The 24,357-nt window shown below is 54.8% G+C and carries 25 protein-coding genes; 11 read left to right on the top strand and 14 right to left on the bottom strand.

Translation table 11 applies throughout. From position 1 onward, the window contains the following. From ACEQU8_RS13415 to htpG, 5 genes are all read left to right on the top strand, one after another. Positions 1-1,580 (top strand): ribonuclease R family protein (locus tag ACEQU8_RS13415; RefSeq protein WP_370264274.1); only part of this gene is annotated, 1,580 nt, incomplete at its 5' end. 14 nt (positions 1,581-1,594) lie between these two features. Then, a complete protein-coding gene (gene rlmB, locus ACEQU8_RS13410) occupies positions 1,595-2,329 on the top strand; it encodes a 23S rRNA (guanosine(2251)-2'-O)-methyltransferase RlmB (RefSeq protein WP_370264273.1) in 735 nt (244 codons plus the stop codon). Positions 2,330-2,382: 53 nt separating this feature from the next. Continuing rightward, complete coding sequence (parC, locus tag ACEQU8_RS13405) at positions 2,383-4,698, top strand: DNA topoisomerase IV subunit A (protein ID WP_370264272.1); 2,316 nt, start codon at positions 2,383-2,385, stop codon at positions 4,696-4,698. Positions 4,699-4,863: 165 nt separating this feature from the next. Beyond that, complete coding sequence (locus ACEQU8_RS13400) at positions 4,864-6,798, top strand: hypothetical protein (protein WP_370264270.1); 1,935 nt, start codon at positions 4,864-4,866, stop codon at positions 6,796-6,798. 143 nt (positions 6,799-6,941) lie between these two features. Continuing rightward, complete coding sequence (gene htpG / locus ACEQU8_RS13395) at positions 6,942-8,840, top strand: molecular chaperone HtpG (protein ID WP_370264269.1); 1,899 nt, start codon at positions 6,942-6,944, stop codon at positions 8,838-8,840. 111 nt (positions 8,841-8,951) lie between these two features. Here the strand turns inward: htpG and ACEQU8_RS13390 are convergent, their stop codons facing one another. From ACEQU8_RS13390 to ACEQU8_RS13375, 4 genes are all read right to left on the bottom strand, one after another. Then, on the bottom strand, positions 8,952-9,404 hold the full coding sequence (locus tag ACEQU8_RS13390) for a hypothetical protein (protein WP_370264268.1): 453 nt from the start codon (positions 9,402-9,404) through the stop codon (positions 8,952-8,954). 157 nt (positions 9,405-9,561) lie between these two features. After that, on the bottom strand, positions 9,562-10,161 hold the full coding sequence (locus tag ACEQU8_RS13385) for a glycine zipper 2TM domain-containing protein (protein WP_370264267.1): 600 nt from the start codon (positions 10,159-10,161) through the stop codon (positions 9,562-9,564). Between the two features lie 77 nt (positions 10,162-10,238). Further along, positions 10,239-11,414, bottom strand: a complete 1,176-nt coding sequence (locus tag ACEQU8_RS13380; protein WP_370264265.1) for a VWA domain-containing protein — start codon at positions 11,412-11,414, stop codon at positions 10,239-10,241. A gap of 29 nt (positions 11,415-11,443) precedes the next feature. After that, positions 11,444-12,286 carry an AAA family ATPase gene (locus tag ACEQU8_RS13375; RefSeq protein ID WP_370264264.1) on the bottom strand — a complete coding sequence of 281 codons (843 nt, stop codon included), beginning with the start codon at positions 12,284-12,286 and terminating at the stop codon, positions 11,444-11,446. Positions 12,287-12,497: 211 nt separating this feature from the next. Between ACEQU8_RS13375 and ACEQU8_RS13370 the strand changes: the two genes are divergently transcribed. Together ACEQU8_RS13370 and ACEQU8_RS13365 are read left to right on the top strand one after the other, a co-directional pair. Then, the gene (locus tag ACEQU8_RS13370; protein ID WP_370264263.1) at positions 12,498-12,869 is read left to right on the top strand and encodes a cytochrome c; all 372 of its coding nucleotides are present in this window, start codon (positions 12,498-12,500) and stop codon (positions 12,867-12,869) included. A 22-nt stretch (positions 12,870-12,891) separates the two neighbouring features. Beyond that, positions 12,892-13,233 (top strand): cytochrome c, encoded by a 342-nt coding sequence (locus tag ACEQU8_RS13365; protein WP_370264261.1) that lies wholly within the window; start codon positions 12,892-12,894, stop codon positions 13,231-13,233. Between the two features lie 16 nt (positions 13,234-13,249). Here the strand turns inward: ACEQU8_RS13365 and ACEQU8_RS13360 are convergent, their stop codons facing one another. The 7 genes from ACEQU8_RS13360 to fdxA form a co-directional block, all read right to left on the bottom strand. After that, complete coding sequence (locus ACEQU8_RS13360; RefSeq protein WP_370264260.1) at positions 13,250-13,684, bottom strand: DUF1841 family protein; 435 nt, start codon at positions 13,682-13,684, stop codon at positions 13,250-13,252. Between the two features lie 47 nt (positions 13,685-13,731). After that, a complete protein-coding gene (locus ACEQU8_RS13355; RefSeq protein WP_370264259.1) occupies positions 13,732-14,808 on the bottom strand; it encodes a hypothetical protein in 1,077 nt (358 codons plus the stop codon). After that, positions 14,805-15,437, bottom strand: a complete 633-nt coding sequence (gene nth / locus ACEQU8_RS13350) for an endonuclease III (RefSeq protein ID WP_370264258.1) — start codon at positions 15,435-15,437, stop codon at positions 14,805-14,807. The genes ACEQU8_RS13355 and nth overlap by 4 nt, the downstream gene beginning before the upstream one ends. Beyond that, positions 15,434-16,087 carry an RnfABCDGE type electron transport complex subunit B gene (locus ACEQU8_RS13345; RefSeq protein WP_370264256.1) on the bottom strand — a complete coding sequence of 218 codons (654 nt, stop codon included), beginning with the start codon at positions 16,085-16,087 and terminating at the stop codon, positions 15,434-15,436. The genes nth and ACEQU8_RS13345 overlap by 4 nt, the downstream gene beginning before the upstream one ends. After that, entirely contained in the window at positions 16,080-17,315 is a 1,236-nt protein-coding gene (locus ACEQU8_RS13340) for a polyhydroxyalkanoate depolymerase (RefSeq protein ID WP_370264255.1), read from the bottom strand. The genes ACEQU8_RS13345 and ACEQU8_RS13340 overlap by 8 nt, the downstream gene beginning before the upstream one ends. A 163-nt stretch (positions 17,316-17,478) precedes the next feature. Then, on the bottom strand, positions 17,479-18,285 hold the full coding sequence (locus tag ACEQU8_RS13335; protein ID WP_370264254.1) for a ferredoxin--NADP reductase: 807 nt from the start codon (positions 18,283-18,285) through the stop codon (positions 17,479-17,481). Between the two features lie 18 nt (positions 18,286-18,303). Next, complete coding sequence (gene fdxA / locus ACEQU8_RS13330; RefSeq protein WP_370264252.1) at positions 18,304-18,627, bottom strand: ferredoxin FdxA; 324 nt, start codon at positions 18,625-18,627, stop codon at positions 18,304-18,306. 145 nt (positions 18,628-18,772) lie between these two features. Between fdxA and ACEQU8_RS13325 the strand changes: the two genes are divergently transcribed. Genes ACEQU8_RS13325 through ACEQU8_RS13315 form a run of 3 tightly spaced genes read left to right on the top strand, consistent with a single transcriptional unit; the run spans position 18,773 to position 20,947 of the window. Then, positions 18,773-19,492: a lactate utilization protein C gene (locus ACEQU8_RS13325; RefSeq protein WP_370264251.1), complete on the top strand. Its 720-nt coding sequence runs from the start codon at positions 18,773-18,775 to the stop codon at positions 19,490-19,492. Beyond that, the gene (locus tag ACEQU8_RS13320; protein WP_370264249.1) at positions 19,485-20,615 is read left to right on the top strand and encodes a TRAP transporter substrate-binding protein; all 1,131 of its coding nucleotides are present in this window, start codon (positions 19,485-19,487) and stop codon (positions 20,613-20,615) included. Before ACEQU8_RS13325 ends, ACEQU8_RS13320 begins: the two co-directional genes overlap by 8 nt. Positions 20,616-20,671: 56 nt before the next feature. Continuing rightward, positions 20,672-20,947, top strand: coding sequence for a polyhydroxyalkanoic acid system family protein (locus tag ACEQU8_RS13315; protein WP_370264248.1), 276 nt, complete (start codon positions 20,672-20,674; stop codon positions 20,945-20,947). Here the strand turns inward: ACEQU8_RS13315 and ACEQU8_RS13310 are convergent. Then, the gene (locus ACEQU8_RS13310) at positions 20,927-21,892 is read right to left on the bottom strand and encodes an SDR family NAD(P)-dependent oxidoreductase (protein WP_370264247.1); all 966 of its coding nucleotides are present in this window, start codon (positions 21,890-21,892) and stop codon (positions 20,927-20,929) included. The two genes, ACEQU8_RS13315 and ACEQU8_RS13310, sit on opposite strands and share 21 nt — an antisense overlap. On the opposite strand from ACEQU8_RS13310, the gene ACEQU8_RS13305 reads away from it, so the two are divergent. Continuing rightward, positions 21,884-22,912 (top strand): CDP-6-deoxy-delta-3,4-glucoseen reductase, encoded by a 1,029-nt coding sequence (locus tag ACEQU8_RS13305; protein ID WP_370264246.1) that lies wholly within the window; start codon positions 21,884-21,886, stop codon positions 22,910-22,912. The two genes, ACEQU8_RS13310 and ACEQU8_RS13305, sit on opposite strands and share 9 nt — an antisense overlap. An 8-nt stretch (positions 22,913-22,920) precedes the next feature. Here ACEQU8_RS13305 and ACEQU8_RS13300 read toward each other — a convergent pair whose 3' ends face one another. Together ACEQU8_RS13300 and ACEQU8_RS13295 are read right to left on the bottom strand one after the other, a co-directional pair. Next, positions 22,921-23,643, bottom strand: coding sequence for an ABC transporter ATP-binding protein (locus ACEQU8_RS13300; RefSeq protein WP_370264244.1), 723 nt, complete (start codon positions 23,641-23,643; stop codon positions 22,921-22,923). Further along, on the bottom strand, positions 23,636-24,357 hold a 722-nt coding region (locus tag ACEQU8_RS13295; protein ID WP_370264243.1), incomplete at its 5' end, for an ABC transporter ATP-binding protein. The genes ACEQU8_RS13295 and ACEQU8_RS13300, both read right to left, overlap by 8 nt.

Raw genomic sequence — 24,357 nt, 5'->3', positions numbered from 1 at the left:
GCACCTCGGTGTATTTCCCGCGCCGGGTTATTCCCATGCTGCCCGAAAAACTGTCCAACGGTTTGTGCTCGCTCAACCCCCAGGTAGACCGCTTGGTGCTGGTGTGCGACATGGTGATCGGCCCCAAGGGCGCATTGAAGGCCTACCAGTTTTACAACGGTGTAATTCATTCTGCGGCCCGCCTTACCTACACCCAGGTGTGGGATTCGCTGACCGACCCCCAAAGCATGGGCGCCAAGGCTTTGGGTGGCACCCTTCAAGACATCGAAAATCTGTACACCTTGTTCAAGGTGTTGTTTGAGGCTCGCCAAAAGCGTGGAGCCATGGAAATCGATACCGTGGAAACCCAGGTGATGCTGGACGCCGATGGCAAGATCGACAAAATCGTGCCCAAACGGCGCAACGATGCACACCGGCTCATTGAAGAATGCATGTTGGCTGCCAACGTGTGCGCGGCCGACTTTCTGGAGCGAAGCAAGCACCCGGCCCTGTACCGCGTGCACGAAGGCCCCACCGTAGAAAAACTGCAAAACCTGCGTGCTTTTTTGCGTAGCGTCAGCTTGAGCCTGGAAGGTGGCGACGATCCCACCAGTCTGGATTACGCCAACCTCATGAAAAAAGTGATTGGTCGGCCCGATCAAGAGCTATTGCAAAGCATGATTTTGCGCAGCATGCAGCAGGCCATTTATACCCCGCACAACAGTGGTCATTTTGGTTTGGCCTACCCGGCGTATGCGCACTTTACCTCGCCCATTCGTCGCTACCCCGACCTCATGGTGCACCGGGCCATCAAGGCCTTGCTGGCTGGAAAGCGTTATGTACCCATGCCTCTGGACGAGCGCGAATTCGAAGACTTTAACCCCAAACGCAAAGTAGACCGCGCCGAAGAAATGGCCCGTTGGGACCAGTGCGGCACATGGTTTTCTTCCACAGAGCGGCGGGCCGACGAGGCATCGCGCGATGTACTGTCCTGGTTGAAGTGTTTCTTCATGAAAGAGCGCGTGGGCGACACCTTCACCGGCCATGTGTCGGGTGTGACCAGTTTCGGCTTGTTTGTCACGCTTGATGCTCTGTATGTGGAGGGCTTGGTGCATGTGTCCGAACTGGGCAATGAGTATTTTCAGTACAACGACAGCCTGCACGAATTGCGCGGTGAGCGAAGTGGTATCCGTTACCGCTTAACCGACAGCATCAATGTGCAGGTGTCCCGTGTCGACCTGGACGCACGGCGCATTGAATTCCGCTTGGTGCAGGGTGTGCGCTTCGACTCCCTGTTCAAAGAACCAGCGCCCAAAAGCAGCGGCAAAGCTCAAGGCCGAGGTCAGCGCGGCGGGCGCCGCAACAACCCCGAGGCCTTGCAACAGGCGGTGGAGGAGGCTGGCCACAAGGCGCCGGTCCTGCCACCCGAGGCCCCGGCGGGCAACCGTGGGGTGAACAAAAAGCGGGCAGCCTCGGCGTCACGCAGCAAGGCGGCTGCTGAAAAAAAGCGCAAGGAAGAAAGTCAAAAAGCCAAGCGAACCGCCCACGCCAAGCCCGCCACAGCGTCTAAAATGCGTGCATCCAGCAAAAAATCACGTTAAGCGGAGTATTCATTTTGGCCATTTTGTATGGTTTTCATGCGGTGTTGGCGCGCATCAAGCAAGCGCCAAGCAGCGTGGACGAGGTGTTGTTTGACCAAACCCGTCGCGACAAGCGCATGCAGCAATGCATCGATAAAGTTCAGGCCGCTGGCGTAAAAGCCACGCCTGCAGACGCCGCTCGGCTGGAAAAAGCAGCTGGGCACCGCAACCACCAAGGCTTGGTGGCCTTTGCCAAAGAGCTAAAAAAATCCACCGATCTGTTTGAAATCATTGACACTCACGGCAAGCACACCCTGCTGCTGGTGCTCGATGGGGTAACAGACCCCCACAACCTGGGTGCTTGCCTGCGCAGCGCCGATGCGGCGGGCGTGCACGCCGTGGTGCTGCCCAAAGACAAATCGGTGGGCATTACCCCGGTGGTGTCAAAGGTGGCCTGTGGTGCCGCAGAGACCATGCCAGTGATCACCGTGACCAACCTGGCCCGTACCCTTGAAGACATTCAGCAGGCGGGCGTGTGGTGTATTGGCGCGGCAGGCGAGGCCACCGACACCTTGTACGATGTGGACCTGAAAGGCCCCGTGGCCTGGGTCATGGGGGCCGAAGGCGATGGATTGCGGCGGCTCACCCGCGACAAATGCGATCAGTTGATTCAGATCCCCATGGTCGGCAGCGTTGAAAGCCTCAATGTATCGGTGGCCAGCTCTGTTTGCCTGTTCGAAACCCTGCGCCAGCGGCAGTTTGCCAAGTAAGCGCCACGCCTGGTGCCACGCCAACAACACACGTTTTATTTGATTTACACGCCATGGAACAACTAACTTTGGACGCCACCCCGCCGGGAGGGGATGACTCAGACACCATCACGCTGGGCCTGTATGCCGAGCGCGCCTACCTTGACTATGCTGTATCGGTGGTGAAAGGCCGAGCCTTGCCCGAGGGGGCCGATGGCCAAAAGCCCGTGCAACGGCGAATTTTGTACGCGATGAGCGAAATGGGCCTGGGGCCCAATGCCAAGCCTGTTAAGTCGGCCCGTGTAGTGGGCGATGTGCTGGGCAAATACCACCCGCATGGCGACCAAGCCGCGTACGAGGCCTTGGTGCGCATGGCACAACACTTCACCCTGCGCTACCCACTTATTGATGGGCAGGGCAATTTTGGCAGCCGCGATGGCGATGGCGCGGCCGCCATGCGTTACACCGAGGCCCGGCTCACCCCCATTTCAAAGCTGCTGCTCGATGAAGTGGACATGGGCACCGTGGACTTTGTGGCCAACTACGATGGCAGTTTTCAAGAGCCCAAATTGCTGCCAGCCCGCTTGCCTTTTGTGTTGCTCAACGGCGCATCGGGCATTGCCGTGGGCATGGCCACCGATATTCCCCCCCACAACCTGCGTGAAGTGGCCGCGGCCACCATCCACTTGGTTAAGCATCCCAGTGCCAGCCTCGACACCGTGATGGGCATGCTGCCTGCACCCGACTTTCCCGGTGGCGCACAAATTATTTCCAGCCCAGCCGTGATGCGCGACATATACGACACTGGCCGCGGCAGCATCAAAGTGCGTGCCCGTTGGGAGATTGAAGAACTCGCCCGCGGCCAATGGCAATTGGTGGTTAATCAGCTTCCACCCAACACCAGCAGCGCCAAGGTGCTGGAAGAAATCGAAGAACTCACCAACCCCAAAGTAAAGGCTGGCAAAAAAAGCCTGAGCACCGAGCAGCAAAACCTGAAGACCCAGGTGTTGGCGGTGTTGGACGCTGTGCGCGACGAGTCGGGCAAAGAGCACGCAGTGCGTTTGGTGTTTGAACCCAAGAGCCGCAATGTGTCGGTGGACGAGTTTGCCAACCTGCTGCTTAGCCACACCAGCCTCGAAACCAATGTGTCGATTAACCTGGTGAGCATTGCCAACGATGGCCGACCCGGCCAGCGCGGCTTGCTGGCCATGCTGCTGGACTGGATCGAGTTCCGCAAGGCGTGCGTCACCCGCCGCAGCCAGCACAGGCTGGCGCAGGTGAATGACCGCATCCATGTGCTGGAGGGCCGGCTGATTGCCTGGTTGAATATTGATGAAGTGATCCGCGTGATTCGGGAAAGCGACGAACCCAAGCCGGCCTTGATGCAGGCCTTTAAGCTGAGCGAGCGTCAGGCCGAAGATATTCTGGAAATTCGCCTCCGCCAGTTGGCACGCCTTGAGAAAATCAAGATAGAGCAAGAGCTTGAAAAGCTGGCTGAAGAAAAAGCTGACCTGGAAGGTCTTCTGGCCGATGAAGGCAAACTGAAAAACCGCATTGTTTCTGAGATTCGCAAAGACGCCGAAACCTATGGCGACGAGCGCCGCACCCTGATTGAAGAGGCCGCCAAAGCCAGCGTGGAAGTGAAAGTGCCAGAGGAGCCCACCACGGTGATTGTTTCCCAAAAATTCTGGGTACGAAACCGCCAAGGGCATGGCCACGATGCCAGCCAATTCAACTTCAAAGTGGGCGATGCCTTGTATGGCGCCTTCGAATGCATGACCACCGACAACACCTACCTGTTTGGTGCTGGGCAGGCCAACGGCAAGGTGTTCAGCGTGCCTGTGAGCGCATGGCCCGGTGGTCGTGGCGATGGCATTCCCGCACCCAGCACCATCGAGTTAAACGGTGGCAGCTTGGTGCATGCTTTTGCGGCCAGTGGCAGCCAGCCCGTGTTGGTGGCCGGTAGCGGCGGGTATGGCTTTGTGTGCCAGGCCCTAAACATGGACAGCCGCATTAAGGCGGGCAAACAATTTGTAAGCTTGGGCGAAGGTGAAACCTTGCTCAAGCCCGTGCTGCTTAAGCCCACCGATGACCGGGTGGCCGTGCTATCGGCCAGCGGGCGTTTCCATGTGTTTATGCTTGACGAGGTGAAGCAACTGGCTGGTGGACGCGGTGTGCAACTGCTGCCGCTGGAAGAGGGCGACACCCTGCTAAGCGTGGTGGCCTTTGGCCCGGCCGATGCCTTGGTGGTGCATGGCACCGGGCGGGGGGGCAAGGCAAAGCAGGAGGTGTTGAAGGCGGTTGAACTTGCCCAGCGGCTTGGCAAGCGTGGACGCAAGGGGCGTGATTTGCCTGTCAAATTACATCCCACCTTGATGGCTTTGGCGTAACTTTCTACTCCCTTTGTGAATTACGGGCTCCAGAGCTTAAGCCTGAGTTGGATGGCGCGGTACTGCTTCCTACCAGCATTTGGAACTCAAGGCCTTTGTTCCGCTACTCATGAACAAGAGTTCTCTTTCCTCTTGTAATGACAGAACCCGTCTTGGAGATAAATCATGAGTAGCGTACAGTCCGCCGGTCCAGTTTTGTATTTAGATGATCACACAGTCACAGATCAGTCTGTTAATTCACAGCTCGTGGCCGATTTAATGTCCGACGTGGTTGCTAAGTTCCCTGGCCTTAAGGGAATCAACTTTGAACAAATTGAGCCAGGTGCCCCCGGGGAATTGTCTACAGCAAAAGTCGAGGATTCGGGCGGTGATGGCGCGACCATATACTATTTTGGGGGTTTCGCCACAGATGAGCGTAGCTCCGGTATAGAAGAAAACATCGAGTTTTATTTCTCCAGTGAAGATGAGCAATTAATTCTCCAAGCGCTCAAAGACGCAGGATTAATTCCCCAGTCTATAAAGAGCATGAAGCAACTAGGTTCCAATGCACTTGGCGTTATCGAGAACGCTGTTGACCAAGGAGTCTTAGAAGTCAATGAACACGGGGCTTTGGGGGTTGGAAAAAAGATGACTGGCGATGAGGATAGTCGAGGCACACCAGCGGATGGTGCTAGCCATGAGGCCTCTGTGTCCGGTGACGAGGAGAACCCCGTAATTGGCGGTGCAAAAAAAAGGTCTCGCGCCGACGATGCTGGCAACGGAGCGGGGGAGCCTGGTAACGCTGATGGTTCACCAGGAGGTGATGCTGCCGCATCTGGTCAAAATGCAGGGGATGGTGCCGATGTCCGTACTGAACCCAAACCACCCGAGGGCCATGATCCGATAGAAGGTTCAAACAATAGTAACGTTGAAAGCTCATCCTATGCTCTGGTAGACGGCGAGGCATATTTGATCGAGGACAGAGGCAATGACGGCTTTTATATTCGTTCTCGTAATGGAGATTTTGTACACGTTAACTCCAAGGCATTTGATGAGGCTGGTTTCCTGCAGAACCAACCAACATCCGATGAAATAGCCGATGCATTTGAAGATGGCTCTTTGCAGTTTGTTGAAGAAGAAGCGACGGTGGTTTACAACGGCACTCCAAAAGCCAATGGTGACGGTATCTACAAAGCTTACGGTGAAAATGGGCAAATGTATGAGGTTCGACAGGACTCGGGGCAAGGTATAGTGGAGTACCGCCTCGCTGGATCGCGGGAGTGGATTACCGTTAATGCTGAAGCTTGGGTAGGCGCAATGGGTGATAAGCCCCTCACCGCCGGAACTTTTGCTGAGCAGATTAAAACGGGTAGTCTGGTGCCAGATGACCAAGGCAATCTAGTATTCAAAAACGGTAACGCGTTAGCTGGTGATGCAGCACCTGTCAATGAAGGAGATCCTCAAAACCCAGCTGATGTCAAGTTTGGGCCACATGGAAACGACCCCACTAAGGTGATCGGCCCCAACGGAGAGGTTCTTAATGTAATGCCGATTTTAATGCCGCTTGGAGCTAACATGCCCGCGGGTTCATTTACACCTCGGTTTGTGGAGTACAACGGCCAGCTGTATAGGCAAAATGCAGCAAATGAGGAGTTTACGCCTGTACCCAAGGTGGATTCTGCTCAAGGACCATATCCGATTTACCGGGTGGGGGAAGAGCCTCCGATTACTGTAATAGATGGCAGAGTGTACTTGGGCGAAGAAGTCAACACGCATAACAATAAGGTTTGGTTGTTCCGTGACGGCGAAAACCCCCTTGGGGTCGCCTACATCGGCGGAGATGGGATGCATGTTGATACAGTGCCGAGTCAATATGTCACCAGTGTGAATATGGATACGATAATCATTCATGCAGACCATCCTGTATTAGGGGATGGCAGTAACTATGTCGCTATACGTCCAGGTCTGGATTTGGGTTGGGGAACATATTTGCCCGGGAGCAGAGGGACAGGAAGGGCCGAAGGTAGGGCTCCTAAGATTATTTTCACCAATCAAACTGGTGATGAAGGAAAGAAGTTGTTCGCTACAAACGGTCAAGCAACTGAAACCGTGCCTCTTTAATGCTCCCCCTGTTTTTGATTATGCGCACAGAGCCCGCCTGCCGGGCTCTTTTTTTACCCATTCCAAAGCTATTGAAATCTGCCTCCGCATCCCCATGTACCCGGTAAACATTTTTGGGTAACACCACTATTTCGGGAGCCACCATGGGAGCCATGAAGGAAACGCTGGGTTTTCAAACCGAAGTCAAGCAACTGCTTCACTTGATGATTCACTCTTTGTACTCCAACAAAGAGATTTTCCTCCGAGAATTGATTTCCAACGCCTCGGACGCCTGCGACAAGCTGCGCTTTGAGGCCATCAACAACGCTGGGCTTTTTGAAGCCGACAGCGAGCTAAAAATTCGCGTCAGCTTCGACAAAACCGCACGCACCATCACCATTGAAGACAACGGTATTGGCTTAAGTCGCGAAGAGGCCATCGACAACCTGGGTACCATTGCCAGGTCGGGCACCAAAGAGTTTTTTGGTAAATTAAGCGGCGATCAGCAAAAAGACGCAGCCCTGATTGGCCAGTTTGGCGTGGGCTTTTATTCCGCTTTTATTGTGGCCGACGAGGTTACCGTGCGCTCCCGTAAAGCGGGTGTGCCAGCCAGCGAGGCGGTGGAGTGGGTGTCCAAGGGGGATGGTGAATTCAGCGTGGAGCAAATCACCAAAGAAAGCCGCGGCACGCAAATCATTCTGCACCTGAAGGCCGATGAAGACGAGCTGTTGTCAGCCTGGAAGCTGCGCAGCATTATCACCAAGTATTCCGATCATATTTCGCTGCCCATCCAGATGGTCAAAGAGGAATGGGACGAAAAAACCAGCGAAATGAAACCCACTGGTGAGTGGGAAAGCGTGAACAAAGCCAATGCTTTGTGGGCCCGCGCCAAAAGCGACATCACCGAAGAGCAATACAAAGAGTTCTACAAGAACATCAGCTTTGATTTTGCCGATCCCTTGGCGTACACCCACAACCGGGTCGAGGGTGGCCGCTCAGAATACACCTCACTCTTGTACATTCCTGCCAAGGCCCCTTACGACCTGTGGGACCGCAACCAGCAAAAGGGCATCAAACTTTATGTGAAGCGTGTGTTCATCATGGACGACGCCGAGCAGCTGATGCCCCCTTATCTGCGTTTCGTCAAAGGTGTGATCGACTCCGCTGATTTGCCGCTGAATGTATCGCGCGAAATTTTGCAGGAAAGCCGTGATGTAAAAGCCATTCGCGAAGGCTCTGTCAAGAAGGTGTTGGGCATGTTGGAGGACATGGCCACCAATGATGCTGAAAAGTACGCGAGTTTCTGGAAAGAGTTTGGCCAAGTGCTTAAAGAGGGCATGGGCGACGACCCTGCCAACAAAGATCGCATCGCCAAGTTGTTGCGCTTTGCCAGCACTCACAACGAAGGGGATGAGCAGAACGTGTCCCTGGCTGACTACGTGGGCCGCATGAAAGAAGGCCAGGACAAAATTTATTACGTCACCGCCGACAGCTTTGCCGCGGCCAAATACAGCCCTCACCTGGAAGTATTCAAGAAGAAGGGCGTTGAAGTGCTGCTGTTAAGCGACAGGGTGGACGAGTGGATGTTGTCTTACCTGAACGAATTCGAGGGCAAAACCCTGCAAAGCTGTGCCAAGGGCGGGCTGGACCTGGGGGCCTTGGAAGACGAGCAAGACAAGGAAACCAAAAAGAAGGTAGAAGGCGAGTTCAAAGAAGTGCTTGAGAAGGTGCAGACCCTGCTAAAAGACCGCATCAAAGAGGCGCGTGTAACACTGCGCTTAACCGACAGCCCAGCCTGTATCGTGGCTGACGACAGCGGCATGAGCGAGCATTTGAAGCGCATGCTCAAGCAAGCGGGTCAACAGGCGCCAGACACCAAACCGATTTTGGAGTTGAACCCCGACCATGCGTTGGTACAACGCCTGAAAATCGAAAAAGCGCACTTTGACGAGTGGGTGAATGTGTTGTTTGACCAGGCTGTGTTGGCCGAGGGCGGGCAACTGGAAGACCCCGCAGGTTTTGTGCGCAGGCTCAACATGCTGTTGCTCACGGTGAAAGCCTGAGACCAAGCGCTCGATTTACTCAAGCAACAAGAGTCTGAACCTCTGCGAGGCCACCTGATGGTGGCCTTTTTTTGTGGGGTGGCTGATCCTCGAGCCCTTGATGCAAAAGCTTTAATGCATCAATTGTGTGGGCAGTGATTTGAGTGCCCAAGTCAAGCGGCCTTTTAAGGCATTGGCCAGGTACAGCGATTGCTCAAACAAACTTTGTATAAGGCGAGTTTCCAGGGGGGAATACACGGTTTCTTGCCAGTGCAATTGGAATTGCCCCAATTTTTTGTCTTCCCAAACAAACACTGGTAATTTAACCCGCTCCATCAGTTTGTTGAATTGCATCACCTCGTGCCGCACATTGGCGAGGTCGTCCAAGCCCACGGCGGCCAGCACAGTGTGGATGCTGCTGACCTGAAACGCCGATTGGCCTATGGACTTAAACTCGATCCACGCATTTGGCAGGTTAGTGGCCACCACCATGCCTTGTTTGCTACGGCTGGTGTAGGGGCACTTTTGCTGGTGCACCCAGCTGGCCAATGCCTTGATGATGTCTTGTTCGCTTAGGCCTGTCATGCTTGCGCTCAATGAAGTGAATTCAAACTAAGTGCCTTGCCTGGGTACAAGGTTCCTTGGCCAGCCACTGGTCGGTTGGTTGTACTTAGCCAAAGTGACCAAAAAAATCGCCCGGCCTACCGGGCGATTTGAAGATCCTGTGAACCGATGAGCGGGTTTACAGGCTAGAGGTGAGTTGGCCGTTGACCACCTTGACACGGTCGCCAGGCTGCCAATAAGGTTGCTCTTTGTATGGGTAGGTGCTGGTGCTGCCATCGTCAAATTGCACCACCACATCGTATTGCACGGTGGCTCGGCGGTCTTTTTCAATTTTGTTGCCCACCACGGCACCACCCACCACACCAGCGGCTGTGGCCAATTTCTTACCGTTGCCGCCACCGATTTGGTTGCCCAGCAGGCCACCAACAACACCCCCAGCCACAGCGCCGAGGCCAGTGCCTTCACCCTCAATGCGGGTTTGGCGCACATCGACCACCTTGCCACAGTTGCCACACACGGCGGCTGTTTGAACGGGGGCTGGCTTGCTGGCTGGCTTTGCCGCAGGCTTGGCTGCAGTGGTGGTGGCAGCTTTGTTGGTCATGCTCTCATCGGCCTTTGCGCCAGCTTTGGCATCGGCTTCCAGCGCCGCCACTTCGTCGGCGTTGTTGGCTTGGCTGCTTGGCAGCAGACCTGTCATGGTGGCAATGGCCACGCCGCAAGTCAGAATGATAGCCACCGCAGCAGCAATAATCAGGGGGTTGGTTCGTTTGATTTCCATTTTTGTCCTCACACACCATGTGTTTGTGTTTGCTTTAACGGGCGGGCAGTCAAAATGGAATACAAACAAATGCAAGTTTATTTGCTGAGGTAACGCATTGCTTTTTCAAGCCCACCCACGGTCAGGGGGTACATGTGCTGTTCCATGATGTTTTGAATAATCTCGATGCTTTGACGATACTGCCACAGCCCTTCTGGCTCGGGGTTGAGCCAAACGGACTTGGGGAAGCGGTCCAAAAAACGCCGCATCCACACGGCGCCGGCCTCTTTGTTGTTGTATTCCACCGAGCCACCGGGCTGCAAAATTTCATAGGGACTCATGGTGGCGTCGCCTACAAAAATTAGGCGGTAGTCGCTGTTGTATGTGCGCAGTATGTCCCAGGTGTTGGTGCGCTCACTGTGACGGCGGTGGTTCTTTTTCCACAAAAAGTCGTACACGCAGTTGTGGAAGTAATAAAACTCCAGATGCTTGAATTCGCTTTTTGCAGCAGAAAACAGCTCCTCGGTGCGGCGAATGTGATCGTCCATCGACCCGCCTACGTCCATCAGCAACAATACCTTGACTGAGTTGTGCCGCTCAGGGCGCATTTTAAGGTCGAGCCAACCCGCGTTGCGGGCAGTGGATTCAATGGTGTTGTCCAGATCAAGCTCTTCCTCGGCTCCTTCGCGTGCAAAACGGCGCAGGCGGCGCAAGGCCACCTTGATATTGCGCGTGCCAATTTCAAGCTGATCGTCGTAGTCTTGGTAAAGGCGCTGGTCCCATACCTTCACGGCGCGGCGGTTACGGCTTTCATCTTGCCCAATGCGCACACCCTCGGGGTTGTAGCCATTGTTGCCGAACGGGGAGGTGCCGCCAGAGCCAATCCACTTGCTACCACCCTCGTGACGTTCCTTTTGTTCTTTGAGCAGCTCCTTAAGCCGCTCCATCAGCTTGTCAAGCCCACCCATGGCTTCAATGGCGGCCATTTCCTCGGGAGTGAATTCCCGATTAAAGCGCTTCTCCAGCCAATCTTTGGGCAACTGGGCAAACAGGTCCATGTTTTTTTCCATGCCCTTGAAATAGCTGCCAAACACTTGGTCGAACCGGTCGAAGTAGCGCTCATCTTTGACCAAGCTGATACGAGACAAATGGTAAAAATTGTCCAGGCTGGGGGTCATGAACTGCGCTTTCATGCCCTCCAGCAAAGTGAGGTATTCCCGCACGGTGACGGGAATCTTGGCGTCTCGAAGCTGAAAGAAAAAATCTAGTAACACGTGGTTTGCCCGCTTGCCGAGTTAAACACCTAGCGCCCCTGGCGCGCCATGAACACCAAACGGTTGAACAACTCAACGTCTTGTTCGTTTTTCAACAGTGCGCCATGCAATGGCGGGATGGCGTCCTTGCCGTCTTTGGCTTGCAGGGCGCTGGCTGGAATGTCCTCGGCGAGCAGCAGGCGCAACCAGTCGATCAACTCCGAGGTTGTGGGCTTTTTCTTCAGGCCGGGCAGGGCGCGAATGCCAAAAAAACTGCTCATTGCGGCGTCTAGCAGTTCTTTTTTCAGGTTTTTGAAGTGCACGTTCACGATGTCTTGCATCGTGGCTTTGTCTGGAAACTGGATGTAGTGGAAGAAGCATCGGCGCAAAAAAGCGTCAGGCAGCTCTTTTTCATTGTTGGACGTGATGATCACGATGGGACGGTGCTTGGCGCGAATCAACTCGCGGGTTTCGTAGCAATAAAACTCCATGCGATCGATTTCCCGCAGCAAATCATTGGGGAATTCAATATCCGCCTTGTCGATTTCGTCGATCAGCAACACCACGGGTTTGTCCGATTCAAAGGCCTGCCAAAGCACGCCTTTGATGATGTAGTTTTTGATGTCCTTGACGCGTTCGTCACCCAGTTGTGAGTCTCTCAAGCGGCTAACGGCGTCATATTCATACAAGCCCTGCTGAGCTTTGGTGGTCGACTTAATGTGCCATTGGAGCAATTCCAGCCCCAGCGAGGCCGCCACCTCTTCGGCCAACAGGGTTTTGCCAGTGCCAGGCTCACCTTTGATGAGAAGGGGGCGCTGCAGTGTAATGGCGGCGTTCACGGCCAGTTTCAGGTCGTCTGTGGCCACATAAGTTTTACTACCTTCAAATCGCATTTTTGCAATTCCTTGTAATTCAATCGCGCAGGACCCACAGTTTAAGTGGAATTTGGCGCTTTCTGGCTGAATATTTCATCCAAATTGCAGCTTTGAGTGTGCATGCGTGGACGCGTGCGCTGTTACTACGTAAAATAGCAAAGTTTTTGTCCGGTGCCCGCTGTACCAGAAGGCGCTGACCACGAATCACCCATGATGACGAGAGAGCGAGATGAAACGTATCGGTTTGACTGTTCGCGCCCAGCGCGCCAAGGGTCTGCTGGCCAACGCCGCGTTCACAGCAGTGGCATTCACTGCAGTGGCGTTTAGTGCGCCTGCACAGGCCACAGAAGGCGACGCCAAGGCGGCCCTGGCCAAAAATTCCATGTGTATTGGCTGCCATGGTATTCCTGGCTACAAGGCCAGCTTCCCCGAGGTGTACAACGTGCCCTTTATTGGTGGCCAAAACGCCAAGTACCTTGAGGCCGCTTTGCAGGCCTACAAAAAGGGCGATCGCAAACACCCCACCATGCGCGGCATCGCCGAAACCTTGACCGACCAAGACATTGCTGACTTGGCCGCCTACTACGCTCAAACTAAATAATTCACCAACTAGGATCAACAACATGAAAAAAACATTCGTGATTGCTGCCTTGTTGGCAGCCCCCGCATTGGCACCGTGGTCTGCGCAAGCCGCTGACATTGCTGCAGGCAAAGCCAAGGCAGAAGCGCAGTGCGCAGCCTGCCACGCTGTAGAAGGCAACTGGAACAAAACCATGGATCCGGCTTACCCCAAGTTGGCTGGCCAGCACAAGGATTACCTGGCCAACACCCTGAAGCAGTATCAAAATGGCGCTCGCAACAACGCCATCATGACCGGCATGGCTGCGGGTTTGAGCAAAAAAGACATTGCGGACCTGTCCGCATTTTTTGCGTCGCTTGAAGGCGACCTGTATCTGAAGAAGTAAACTTCAGGGGCTGCGCCTACACTCCGCTGTGGCGCAGCACGCACTCTATGTAAGCCTGGCTCGAAAAGGCCACGCCGTTTCGCTGCTGCTGGTAAATTTGCTCGGCCAAGCATTCAAACACCTGGTGTGCAGCCAAGTGCTCGTCGTTGAGTTTGGCGCACAGTTTGGCATAGGCCTGTCGTATGCCTGGGGGTTGGTCAATACTCACTTGCTCGGCCACAGCCAAGTGCATAGACAAATGCAAAAATGGGTTGCTCTGCCCAGCTTCCACTGAATAATCTTGCGCCAGCACCTCTTCTGGCTCCGCATCAAACGTTGGAAAGTACTCCGGGTGCCTTGTCATCCACTGCAAGGCCAGGCTTTCTGCTTCGCTCAATGGCTGCTCTTGGTGGTACTTTTTCCAAGTGTTCAAAAAAAACAGTCGGGCTTGGTCTCGGGTTGGATTAAACATGGGTATACCAATGGTTTGTTGTCGGGTGGCGTTTTGGCTTTGCCTCTTTAAGCCGGCGTGTCAAACAGACAAACGCTTAGCCTGTTGTTTCGGGGTGGAGTGATAATGTGATCGCTTTGGCTAAGCCAGGCGGCTTGGCCAAACACGCCAAGCCATTCGGTGTTGGGGAAGGCTTTCAACAAATGAGCAATGTCATTGTCGTGCTCGTGGCACAGTTGGCTTCGCTCAAAACCCGTAAACAGCACACCCAACTCAGGCGCTTTGCTTCCAAACGTGCCTTCCACCGAGTGCTGCCACTTGAGCAATTCCTGGTCTATGGCTTGCTGGGTTCTGCGGGCAAGGCGCACTTTCTGACCTCTGCCAACTGGGGCTGCCAAGCCCAGCGTACCGTCGGGGTGAATTTCCATCACGGGTATCCAGCTTTCTCCCTTTTCGTGAATAAGCTGCAGGCGAAGCCCCACGGGCCTGGTTTGTTGGTTTGGGCAATTCAAGGCCAAAGCGGCCTGCTTGCCGTCTACGCCGATCAAAAACAAGCCATTGCTTTCGGTCACGGTTTGCACATCGGTAAAAAAACTCAAGCCTTCCGAGTTGAACACCATGGGGGAGCAAACCCGCAGGGTGGTGCTGCACAGGTCGTCTTCGCACATACGGCCATGCTCGATGCGTGGCATTTTTGCGTAGTTGGCGCCATATGAAAGCAGCCCCAGGGTGTTGGCTGGCAATAGCGCAGAGTCGGGCTCCACAGCATCCAGTTGGGCGTGGTTCAGCAGCGCCTGTTCATTTTCTGTAAGGCACAGGGTGATATGGTCATTGTCGCTTCTGGGTTCGAAGCTTTCACCAAACAGAGCCAGCACAATGGCGGGTTGATCAAAAAAAATTTGCCCTTGGCCCAGCAAGCCGCTGGCGCAACCTCCCCACACATTCATGCAATTGGTTTTGGCCACGCAATGGTGTGCCATGTCCTCAACCAGGTTGGCGTAATGCGGCGTGCACAGCAACATCACCCGGCTAATGTAATCAGAATGGCGGCGAAGCTTTGCGTTTTCAAGCGCACGATTGATCAGAGGGATCACGTCGCCGGCATGGGCATCGGTGAAGTGTTGTGCACAAATGGCGTGACTCATTGGGTCTTCTTTTTGAATTCGCACAGATCCACAATACTACATCGGCCACATTCGGGCTTGCGGGCTTTGCACACGTAGCGCCCGTGCAAAATCAACCAGTGGTGCGCGTTGAGCATAAACTCCGCTGGAACTAGCCGAAGCAATCGTTTTTCAACCTCCAGCACGTCTTTGCCCGGGGCAATGCCAGTGCGGTTGCTGACTCGAAATATGTGGGTGTCTACCGCCATGGTGGGCTGTCCAAAAGCGGTGTTTAGCACCACATTGGCCGTTTTACGACCCACACCGGGCAGGCTTTCAAGGTCTTCGCGCCGGGTGGGCACCTCCCCGTTAAACTGGTCCCGCAAAATTTCGGCAGTTTGTACCAGGTGCTTGGCTTTGGAGCGAAAAAGGCCAATGGTCTTGATGTATTGCTCTACCCCGGCCACGCCCAAGGCGGCGATGGCTGCAGGCGTATTGGCCACAGGAAAAAGCCTGCGCGTGGCGATGTTCACTCCCTTGTCGGTGGCCTGGGCGCTAAGCAACACGGCTGCCAGCAATTCAAAAGGGGTGGTGTATTCAAGCTCGGTTTTTGGTTCTGGGTTAGCTGCCTGAAAACGACGGAATATCTCGCTTCGCTTTTCTTTGTTCATGGATTTGCCCCAGCCCGCCGTGCCCTGGCTCGCGCCAGCGCAGCCTCCACGACAGCGCGCTTTTTGGCTTGCTCGGCGTTGTTGTTCTGAGGGTCTTGCTGATTTAATTCACCCAGCTTGCGAATGGCTTTTTGTTCCAGCCGGTCGGCCTGGGCCTCTTTTTGGCGCACCAGCCGAGCATCGCGCTGGTGCATGCGGGCACGTGCCTCATGAGCCATGGTTGTGTTCCAGTCGCTGTGCTCGGGCAAAAATACCATGTCGATGCAATCCACGGGGCAGGGCGGAATGCACAGTTCGCAGCCAGTGCACAGGGCAGCCAGCACAGCGTGCCTTTGTTTGGCAGCGCCCACAATAGCGTCAACCGGGCAGGCTTGAATACAAAGCGTGCAGCCGATGCAATGCTCGGCTTGAATACTGGCAATGTGGCGCGGCGTGGTGATGCCGCAACTTGGATCCACAGGCTTGGTGGGCTTGCCCAGCAGGGAAGCCAGCGATTCTATGGTGGCCAAGCCCCCCGGGGGGCATTGGTTGAGGTCGGCTTGGCCCTCGGCCATGGCTTTGGCGTAGGGCAAGCAGCCCTCAAACCCACATTGTTTGCATTGGGTTTGGGGCAGCAGATTGTCTATGCGGTGGACCAGGTCCTCAAGCATTTGTGGCGATGAATTCTCGAATTTTTGGGTAGATGATTTCGCGCCAACGGCGACCGCTGAAGATACCATAATGCCCGCATTCGGGGGCTTCAAAATGTTGTTTCTTCTTGGCGGGCAAACCCTTGCACAAGCCGTGCGCTGCTTTGGTTTGACCCACGCCAGAAATATCGTCCAGTTCGCCCTCGATGGTGAATAAGGCCACCTCTTTTACATCGGCGGGATTCACCAACTGGCCGCGCACCTCCCAGGTGCCTTTGGGCAAGGCGTGTTCCTGAAACACGGTTTTGATGGTGTCCAGGTAATACTCGGCGGGCATGTCCAGCACGGCATTGTATTCGTCGTAAAACCGTCGGTGGCTTTCCGCGCTTTCGCCATCGCCTTCAACCAGGTGCATGTAAAAGTCGTAGTGGCTTTGAACGTGGCGATCAGGGTTCATGCTCACAAAGCCCAGGTGCTGCAAAAAGCCCGGGTACACACGGCGCAAATAGCCTGGGTAGGTGTGTGGCACGGTATAGATCACATTGTTTTCAAACCATGAAAAAGGTTTCTTGGTGGCCAAGGCATTGACTTCAGTGGGGCTTTGGCGGGTGTCGATTGGGACACCCATCATGGTCATGATGCGGGCCTGCTTGTGGTCTTTGTTGCTGGCCATTAAGCTGACGGCCGCCATCACCGGGACGGTGGGCTGACAAACAGAAATAAGGTGGACGTCTGGGCCCAGCAGTTGAATGAATTCTATGCAGTAGTGTACGTAATCGTCCAAGTGGAAAGCCCCTTCAGACAAGGGCACCATGCGTGCATCCACCCAGTCGGTGATGTACACATCGTGGTCTTGAAGGAGGGTTTTAACTGTATCGCGCAGTAGCGTGGCATGGTGCCCCGACAACGGCGCAACCACCAAGACCTTGGGCTGTTTGGGCAGCGGCTTGGATTCGCTGGGGATCAGCTTGCGAAAGTGGATCAGTTTGCAAAACGGCTTGGTCTCGACGATTTCTTGAGCAATAGAGACCTCGCGGTTTCCGCACTTCACGGTGTCAATGCCAAATTCGGGTTTTTCGTATTCTTTGCCCAAGCGGTACATTAATTCGAATCCGGCGGCGATTCGGCGAGACAGTGGGGTGTGTGCCAAAGGGCTAAACGGATTGCTGTACATTTTGGCCCCGGCTTCAGCCCACACAGTCATGGGGTTTAACAGGGCGCGTTGTAGTTCGTGCAATTGGTACAGCATGAAGCCTCCAGTTGTTCAGGCCAGGTGAGTGACAATGTGTGTTACTTGGATGCAGCGGCTAGGCTGGCACCCCCAACATCGTATTATCGGGCAATCTATTGTGCATTGCAACAAATGTAAACTGCTGTGAACTTTTGCTTGTGCGGCGCGGCTTCAATCCACCTTACCAGTAGTTCTCGACCGCAATCTCGCCCGGGCTGTTGCGGCGGGCAGGCTTGTAGCCTTGTCCCTTCAACACCGCGCGGATATCGGTCACCATGTCGGGGTTGCCGCAAATCATGAAGCGGCTGCGCTGCGGGTTCAAAGGCAGGCCGGTGGCTTGCTGCAATTGCCCGTCCCGAAGCAGGGCGGTGATGCGCTGGCTCAAGCAGCCGTTCACCTGCTCGCGTGTAACCACAGGGACATAAAAAAACCGTTGCTTTACATCGTCGATGAGTTCAGACAACTCCGGGTGTTGGGTAAAGCCCTTGATCATGTCTTGATACACCAATTCTTCGGCGGTGCGTGCACTGTGCACCAGCACAATGTGCTGAAACTGGTCCCAGGTCAGCGGGTCGTGCAAAATTGACAAAAACGGGGCAAGCCCTGTGCCAGAGCCAAGCAGCCAAAGATCTCGGCCAGACTCAAAACGCGCCGTGGTTAAAAAGCCAAAGTTGGTTTTGTCGACATACACCGGGTCACCTACTTTCAGCTTGCTGAGGTGGCTCGTGAAGGCACCCTCGGGCACCACGATGGAGAAAAACTCCAAGTGCTCGTCGTATGGGCTGGACACCATGGAGTAAGCACGCCAGATGATGCTGGGCTCGCCGGGCAGGTTTAAGGTGTTGTCAACGCCCAGGCGGGCAAACTGGCCGGCGGTGAACCGGAAGCCCGAGGGGCGGGTGCAGGTGAAGGAGAATAACTTGCCAGGCACCCACACCCGCACATCGGTGATGGTTTCGCGGGTGTATTTGTCGTTTGGGTCCTGCATGGTACTGCTCAAAAATGTTTATTTTTCGAGGTACTGGAGTTTGTCTTTGACGTCTTTCCAGTCGTCTGCATCGGGCAGATGCTCTTTCATGCGTGTGATGCTGGGCCAGCCTTTGGCCAGTTCTACGTTCATTTCGATAAATTTTACCTGGTCGGCTGGAACGTCTTCTTCAGCATAAATTGCATTGACCGGGCATTCGGGAATGCACACCGCACAGTCGATGCACTCGTCAGGGTCGATCACCAAAAAGTTGGGGCCTTCGCGAAAGCAGTCTACAGGGCAAACGTCCACACAGTCGGTGTATTTGCACTTGATGCAGGATTCGGTAACTACGTGTGTCATGGTGGTGGGTTAGAGGTCAGCCAAGGTAAGGCGGTATTGTAATGCATCCCCGCAAAAGCTGCCCGAGAAAGGTTTCGAAATTTGCAGTCAGCATGGGGGCATACCCTAGGGGCGTGCGCAAAGGCGATTGCCTATAATTCCAGGCATGAACCCTTTGTTGACAGGTGATCCTTTGGGCCAGTCATTCTCAGACGATCTCGACACCAGCGCTGCCCGTGAAGAAATTTTGGGCCGCATACGCACCCTTCAAAAGCGTCCAGCGAGTCACCAGGCCCATGAAATGGCGCAGGCCGCGGCCTATGTGCAGCGCCAGGAGCGTGGCCCTCAGCCATCTGCTGTTGGTGATGTGTTTTCGCTGTTTGTGAACAAATCCAAAGCCATGCTTTGCACCGTGGACGTGGTGCCAAGCCTTGCCGATGTGCCCAAAGCCTGCGCCACCTACCTGCATGAAAATAAGTTACAAGGCGAGGCAGCTGTTTGGCCCAGCCTGGCCAGTCTGGATTGGGCTGCAAGCGGCCTGCGAACCCATTTCGGGGCGCCCAAAGGTGACGATTTGGTCGGCATTAGCGGCGTGGCTTATGCGGTGGCTGAAACAGGAACCTTGGTGTTTGCCAGCCAAAAAGACGAGCCGGCCAGCACCCACTTGCTGCCCGAAACACACATCGCTGTGGTGCGGCGAGAACAGGTTGTACACACGATGGAAGACGCTTTCGCCCGGCTTCGCGCCGATGGGCGTTGCATGCCACGTGCCTTGAATTTTGTGTCGGGCCCCTCTCGCACAGCCGACATTGAGCAAACCATTGTGTTGGGTGCCCATGGACCTTACCGGGTGCACTTGGTCTTGGTTGGCCCCCACCATGAATGATTCCGGGCGCCGCGCTTTTGTTCAAAAAGCCTTGGCTGCTACAGCGGGAGGCTTGGCGTTGGAAGCCAGCGCCCAGGCGCCTGCCCCGGCAGTTTTAAAAGCAGCTCGGCCCATTGTGCTTAAATTTCAAAGCACCTGGCCCACGCGAGACATCTTCAACGAATTTGCCCAAGACTTTGCCAAGAAGGTCAATGACATGTCGGGTGGCGAGTTGCGCATCGATGTATACCCTGCCAACAGTATTGTGAAAGCCTTTGGTATTCAAAATGCCGTGCACAAAGGGCAGCTGGACGGCGGGCATGGTGTGCCCACCTATTGGCACGACCGTCACCCTGCGTTCTCGCTGTTTGGCAGCGGTCCAAGTTTTGGAATGAGTTCTAACCAGATTCTTGCCTGGTTTCAGTACGGCGGCGGGCAGCAGCTTTACGACGAGCTGGTTCAAAAAGAAATGAGCCTGAACATTCAAGGCTTCATGTACGGCCCGCTCACAGCTCAACCCCTGGGCTGGTTCAAAAATCGCATCAACAATGTAAAAGACCTGGAAAATCTGAAATTTCGCGCAGTGGGTTTGGCCGCTGAGGTGTTTAAGGAGTTGGGGCTGAACACCACCGCTTTGCAGCCAGCTGATATTGTGCCTTGGCTGGACAAAGGTCTTATCGATGCGGCAGAGTTCAATAACCCCAGCTCAGACCGTGCCCTGGGGTTTCCCAGCGTGTCGTCGGTGTGCATGATCCGCAGCTTTCACCAAAGCTGCGAGGTGTTCGAAGTGATCTTCAACAAAGAGCGGTTTGACAGCCTGTCATTTTCACTGAGATCGATTATTCGATACGCTTTGCAGGCGTCTTCGGCTGACCTGAGTTGGAAAGCCTCCGACCGTTTTTCCACCGATTTTGAAGAGATGCGGCGCAAGCAGGGCGTAAGGTATTACCACACGCCAGACGACATTTTAAGAGCCCAACTGTTGGCCTGGCGCAAGATCATCGCACGTGAATCGGCCAACAGCCTTATTTTTAAACGCATCATCGACTCTCAAATGCGGTTTGCAAAGCGTGTGGTTGGCTTTGAAAACGATGTGACGCCTTCCTCTAAAATGGCTTACGATTTTTGGTTTCCCTCGGTTTGAACCCAGGCTGCGGTACACTGGCAACATTGAAAAACTAACCACCACGCGAGTCAATCATGGCCGATATTCACGCACATCGAACCCACAATTTGTCTTTGGATGAAGCCAAAGGTGTGGCTCAAAAACTGGCGGATCAACTGCAGAAAGAATTCCAGCTTGACAGCCAGTGGCAGGGCAACACCTTAAACTTTAGCCGCTCTGGTGTGAAGGGCACTTTGGATGTCACCGACAAAGACATATCGCTGGATATTTCGCTTGGCTTTATGCTGAAGGCTTTCAAAGGCAAAATTCAGTCTGAAATTGATAAAAACCTAGACAAAATGTTTGCCTAAAAATGCTTCTACGCTGGGGTAGGCCAGTTTAAACCCCAGCCGCGCTTGTTGCCGCGAGCGTATGCGCCGCGATTCAGCCATGAAACTCCACATCATGGGGCTCACCAGTGCCTTTACTTCCTTGCGCGGCAAGCGGGGTGGCTTGGGCAGCCCGGTGGCTTTGGCCACAGCATCAAAGTAATCGCCCATTTTTTGAGGTTGTGCATCGCAAGCATTCACCACCAGCCACCCCTTGCTTTTGAAGTTGCTCCACACCGAAAGCCTTGCCAAATCCAATTCGTGAATGTGGTTGGACCAAGAATCTTCTTCCGGCAACAGGGCCGGTGTGCCAGCCTTCAGCCGTTCAGTGGGCAGGCGTGAATCCCCGTAAATGCCCGGTGCACGCAACACCTGCACGCGCATGCCCAGGCGCAGTGCAGTTTTTACTTGTTGCTCTGCATGCACTCGCCGTTTGGCCCTTTCGGATTGCGCATTCACAGGGGTGCGCTCGTCGATCCAATCGCCCAGTGCATTGCCATATACGCCCGTGGTTGAAACATAGGTCACGCTGGGGCAAGGTTTGCCCCAGGCTTTGGCCCGCGCCGCCAGCCACAACATGGATTTTCTCAGGGTGTGGTCGGCTTTGGCGTTCGCGTCGGGGGGCGCCATCCAGATCAGGCGTGTAGAGCAAGCCAGCAGGCGCAGCAAATCAGCCCTGTTTTGAAGGTTCACACCAAGCGGTGTGGCCCCTGTGCTGGCAATTGCCTGCCGCTTGGCCGGTGCCAGGTCGCCTGGCCGGTAAGTCGCGGTAAAATGCAGGTGCTTGAATTGTTTTAACAACACCATGCCCACTTGGCCACAACCCGCAATGGTCAACCGGCCGCGGCGAAACACGCGCGGCAGGCTGCGTCGATAAAACGTGGTGTGTGGCGACCCCTGATCACGGAAAGCAGTTTGATGAATCACAGTGTTGATGTACTTCCCAGCAAAAAACAGTTTGAATGCGAGCCCGATGAGTCGATTCTGAATGCAGCGCTTCGGGCCAACGTCATTTTGCCATACGGCTGCAAAGATGGCGCCTGTGGGTCTTGCAAGGCTGATTTGGTCGAAGGTCAGGTGGATTACGGCACCTATCAAAGCCGCGCCTTGAGTGAAGAAGAACGTGTGCGTGGCAAGGTGCTCACCTGTTGTGCCAAGCCCCTCGGGCCGGTCACCTTGCGTGTGCGTGAGTTGTCGGGCCTGGGTGATATACCCGTGAAAAAAATGCCTTGCCGCCTGCAAAGCATCGACAAACCAGCCCCCGATGTGGCTGTGCTCAAGCTGCAACTGCCTGCCAATGAAGTGCTGCAGTTTTTGGCGGGCCAATACATCGAATTCATTTTAAGAGATGGGTCCAGGCGCAGTTATTCTCTGGCCAATGCCCCTCACCAAGAAGGTGGCATCGAGCTTCATATTCGACACATGCCCGGTGGATTGTTCACTGACCATGTGTTTGGCGCCATGAAAGAGCGCGAGATTTTGCGATTCGAAGGCCCGTTGGGTACTTTTTTCTTGCGTGATGATGCACGCAAACCCGTGATTTGCCTGGCCAGCGGCACTGGTTTTGCGCCCATGAAGTCTTTGTTGGAGCAGGCTTTTTTCAAAGGCAACACCCGGGATTTTGTGTTGTATTGGGGGGGGCGAACCAAGGCCGATTTGTACATGATGGACCTGGCTCGCAGCTGGGAGGCCCAGCACAGCAATTTTAAATTTGTGCCTGTGTTGTCTGAGCCCACGGAAGCATGCCAATGGAGCGGCCGCACCGGCTTTGTTCACCGTGCTGTGATGGAAGATTTCCCCGATATGTCTGGCCAACAGGTGTACGCATGTGGTGCGCCCGTGGTGATTGATTCGGCGCGGCGTGATTTTGTCCAACAATGTGGCTTACCCGAAGACGAATTTTTTGCAGATTCGTTCACATCACAGGCCGATGTGTCTGCCCAGTAGGCGGGCGTTTAAACGGATGTGCTTTGCTCACCCAAATACGCTTGCCGAATTCTTGGGTCGTGAATCAGGTCGGCAGCCTGGCCTTCAATGTCGATGAGGCCAGAGTCCATCACATAGGCACGGTCGGCGATTTGCAAAGCGATGTGCGCGTTTTGTTCCACCAGCAGCACGGTCATGCCTTGTTGGTGAATGGTGCGAACCACATCAAAAATTTTCTCGACCATGATGGGGGCCAAACCCATGCTGGGTTCGTCAAGCAAGAGGCAGCGCGGGCGCCCCATTAGCGCACGCGCAATGGCGAGCATCTGCTGCTCACCACCGCTTAAGGTGCCGGCCAGTTGTTTGCGTCGCTCCTTCAGACGGGGGAACATGGTGTACCAGTGTTCTTTGTCGTTTTCGATGTCAGCCTTGTCGGTGCGAATGCCGGCACCCAAATCAAGGTTTTCTTCAATACTCATGCGAGTGAATACCCCCCGACCCTCGGGCACCAAGGCCAGACCGTGCTTTAGCCTGGCATGCGCTGGCATTCGGCTTAAATCGTGTTGCCCATCGAGCAGGGCCTGTGTGGCCTGAAACGGTTGCAAGCCCGCAATGGCTTTTAGGGTGGTGGTTTTACCCGCGCCATTGCAACCAATCAGGCACACCAATTCTCGCTCGCGAACCTGCAAGCCAATGCCCTTGACCGCTTGCACTCCACCGTAGTGAACCGTGAGGCCTTGAATATCAAGCATGGTGCAAACCCCCAAGGTAAGCTTCAATCACGGCCGGGTTGCTTTGAACCTCGGCGGGTGTGCCTTGGGCAATCACCTTCCCGTAGTCCAGCACCGTGACGTAATCACAAATGCCCATCACCAGTTTGACATCATGTTCGATCAGCAAAATCGAAGTGCCATCGCGTCGTATTTGAGCAATCAATTCGCGCAGTTTTAATTTTTCGGTGGCGTTCATGCCCGCTGCGGGCTCATCCAGTGCCAAGAGCCCTGGTTGGCTGGCCAGGGCGCGTGCAATTTCGAGGCGACGCTGATCCCCATACGAAAGCTCGGTGGCCAGATGGTGGGCATAGCTTGCAATCCCCACGTAGTCGAGCAGGCGCAGGGCCTCCTGGGCAATGGCCTGTTCTTCACGGCGCTGCGCCGGGGTGCGTAACACCGAAGCAAGCACACCCTGCCTGGTTTTGCTGTGCATGCCAATGGCCACATTTTCAAGTGCAGTCATGGTTTTGAACAGGCGTATGTTTTGGAAGGTTCTGGCGATGCCCATGCTGGCCACGGTTTCGGGTGACTTGGGCGAGTAGGGGGTGCCCCTGAATAAGAACTCACCTTGGTCGGCTTGATAATGCCCGGTGATCAAGTTAAAGCATGTGGTTTTGCCCGCACCGTTGGGGCCAATCAGGCCGTAGACCTGCCCAGCTTGAATTTGAATGGACACCTGGTCCACGGCCTGCA

Source organism: Limnobacter sp., assembly GCF_964228395.1.
Lineage (GTDB): Bacteria > Pseudomonadota > Gammaproteobacteria > Burkholderiales > Burkholderiaceae_B > Limnobacter.
The sequence above is the reverse complement of the archived record's forward strand: the minus strand, read 5'-3'. Positions and strand labels throughout refer to the sequence as shown.

Coding starts and splice junctions, on each gene's coding strand:
- parC (WP_370264272.1), top strand. CDS start 2,383: ATGGAACAACTAACTTTGGACGCCACCCCGCCGGGAGGGGATGACTCA.
- ACEQU8_RS13400 (WP_370264270.1), top strand. CDS start 4,864: ATGAGTAGCGTACAGTCCGCCGGTCCAGTTTTGTATTTAGATGATCAC.
- htpG (WP_370264269.1), top strand. CDS start 6,942: ATGGGAGCCATGAAGGAAACGCTGGGTTTTCAAACCGAAGTCAAGCAA.
- ACEQU8_RS13390 (WP_370264268.1), bottom strand. CDS start 9,404: ATGACAGGCCTAAGCGAACAAGACATCATCAAGGCATTGGCCAGCTGG.
- ACEQU8_RS13385 (WP_370264267.1), bottom strand. CDS start 10,161: ATGGAAATCAAACGAACCAACCCCCTGATTATTGCTGCTGCGGTGGCT.
- ACEQU8_RS13375 (WP_370264264.1), bottom strand. CDS start 12,286: ATGCGATTTGAAGGTAGTAAAACTTATGTGGCCACAGACGACCTGAAA.
- ACEQU8_RS13370 (WP_370264263.1), top strand. CDS start 12,498: ATGAAACGTATCGGTTTGACTGTTCGCGCCCAGCGCGCCAAGGGTCTG.
- ACEQU8_RS13365 (WP_370264261.1), top strand. CDS start 12,892: ATGAAAAAAACATTCGTGATTGCTGCCTTGTTGGCAGCCCCCGCATTG.
- ACEQU8_RS13360 (WP_370264260.1), bottom strand. CDS start 13,684: ATGTTTAATCCAACCCGAGACCAAGCCCGACTGTTTTTTTTGAACACT.
- ACEQU8_RS13355 (WP_370264259.1), bottom strand. CDS start 14,808: ATGAGTCACGCCATTTGTGCACAACACTTCACCGATGCCCATGCCGGC.
- nth (WP_370264258.1), bottom strand. CDS start 15,437: ATGAACAAAGAAAAGCGAAGCGAGATATTCCGTCGTTTTCAGGCAGCT.
- ACEQU8_RS13345 (WP_370264256.1), bottom strand. CDS start 16,087: ATGCTTGAGGACCTGGTCCACCGCATAGACAATCTGCTGCCCCAAACC.
- ACEQU8_RS13340 (WP_370264255.1), bottom strand. CDS start 17,315: ATGCTGTACCAATTGCACGAACTACAACGCGCCCTGTTAAACCCCATG.
- ACEQU8_RS13335 (WP_370264254.1), bottom strand. CDS start 18,285: ATGCAGGACCCAAACGACAAATACACCCGCGAAACCATCACCGATGTG.
- fdxA (WP_370264252.1), bottom strand. CDS start 18,627: ATGACACACGTAGTTACCGAATCCTGCATCAAGTGCAAATACACCGAC.
- ACEQU8_RS13325 (WP_370264251.1), top strand. CDS start 18,773: ATGAACCCTTTGTTGACAGGTGATCCTTTGGGCCAGTCATTCTCAGAC.
- ACEQU8_RS13320 (WP_370264249.1), top strand. CDS start 19,485: ATGAATGATTCCGGGCGCCGCGCTTTTGTTCAAAAAGCCTTGGCTGCT.
- ACEQU8_RS13315 (WP_370264248.1), top strand. CDS start 20,672: ATGGCCGATATTCACGCACATCGAACCCACAATTTGTCTTTGGATGAA.
- ACEQU8_RS13305 (WP_370264246.1), top strand. CDS start 21,884: ATGAATCACAGTGTTGATGTACTTCCCAGCAAAAAACAGTTTGAATGC.
- ACEQU8_RS13300 (WP_370264244.1), bottom strand. CDS start 23,643: ATGCTTGATATTCAAGGCCTCACGGTTCACTACGGTGGAGTGCAAGCG.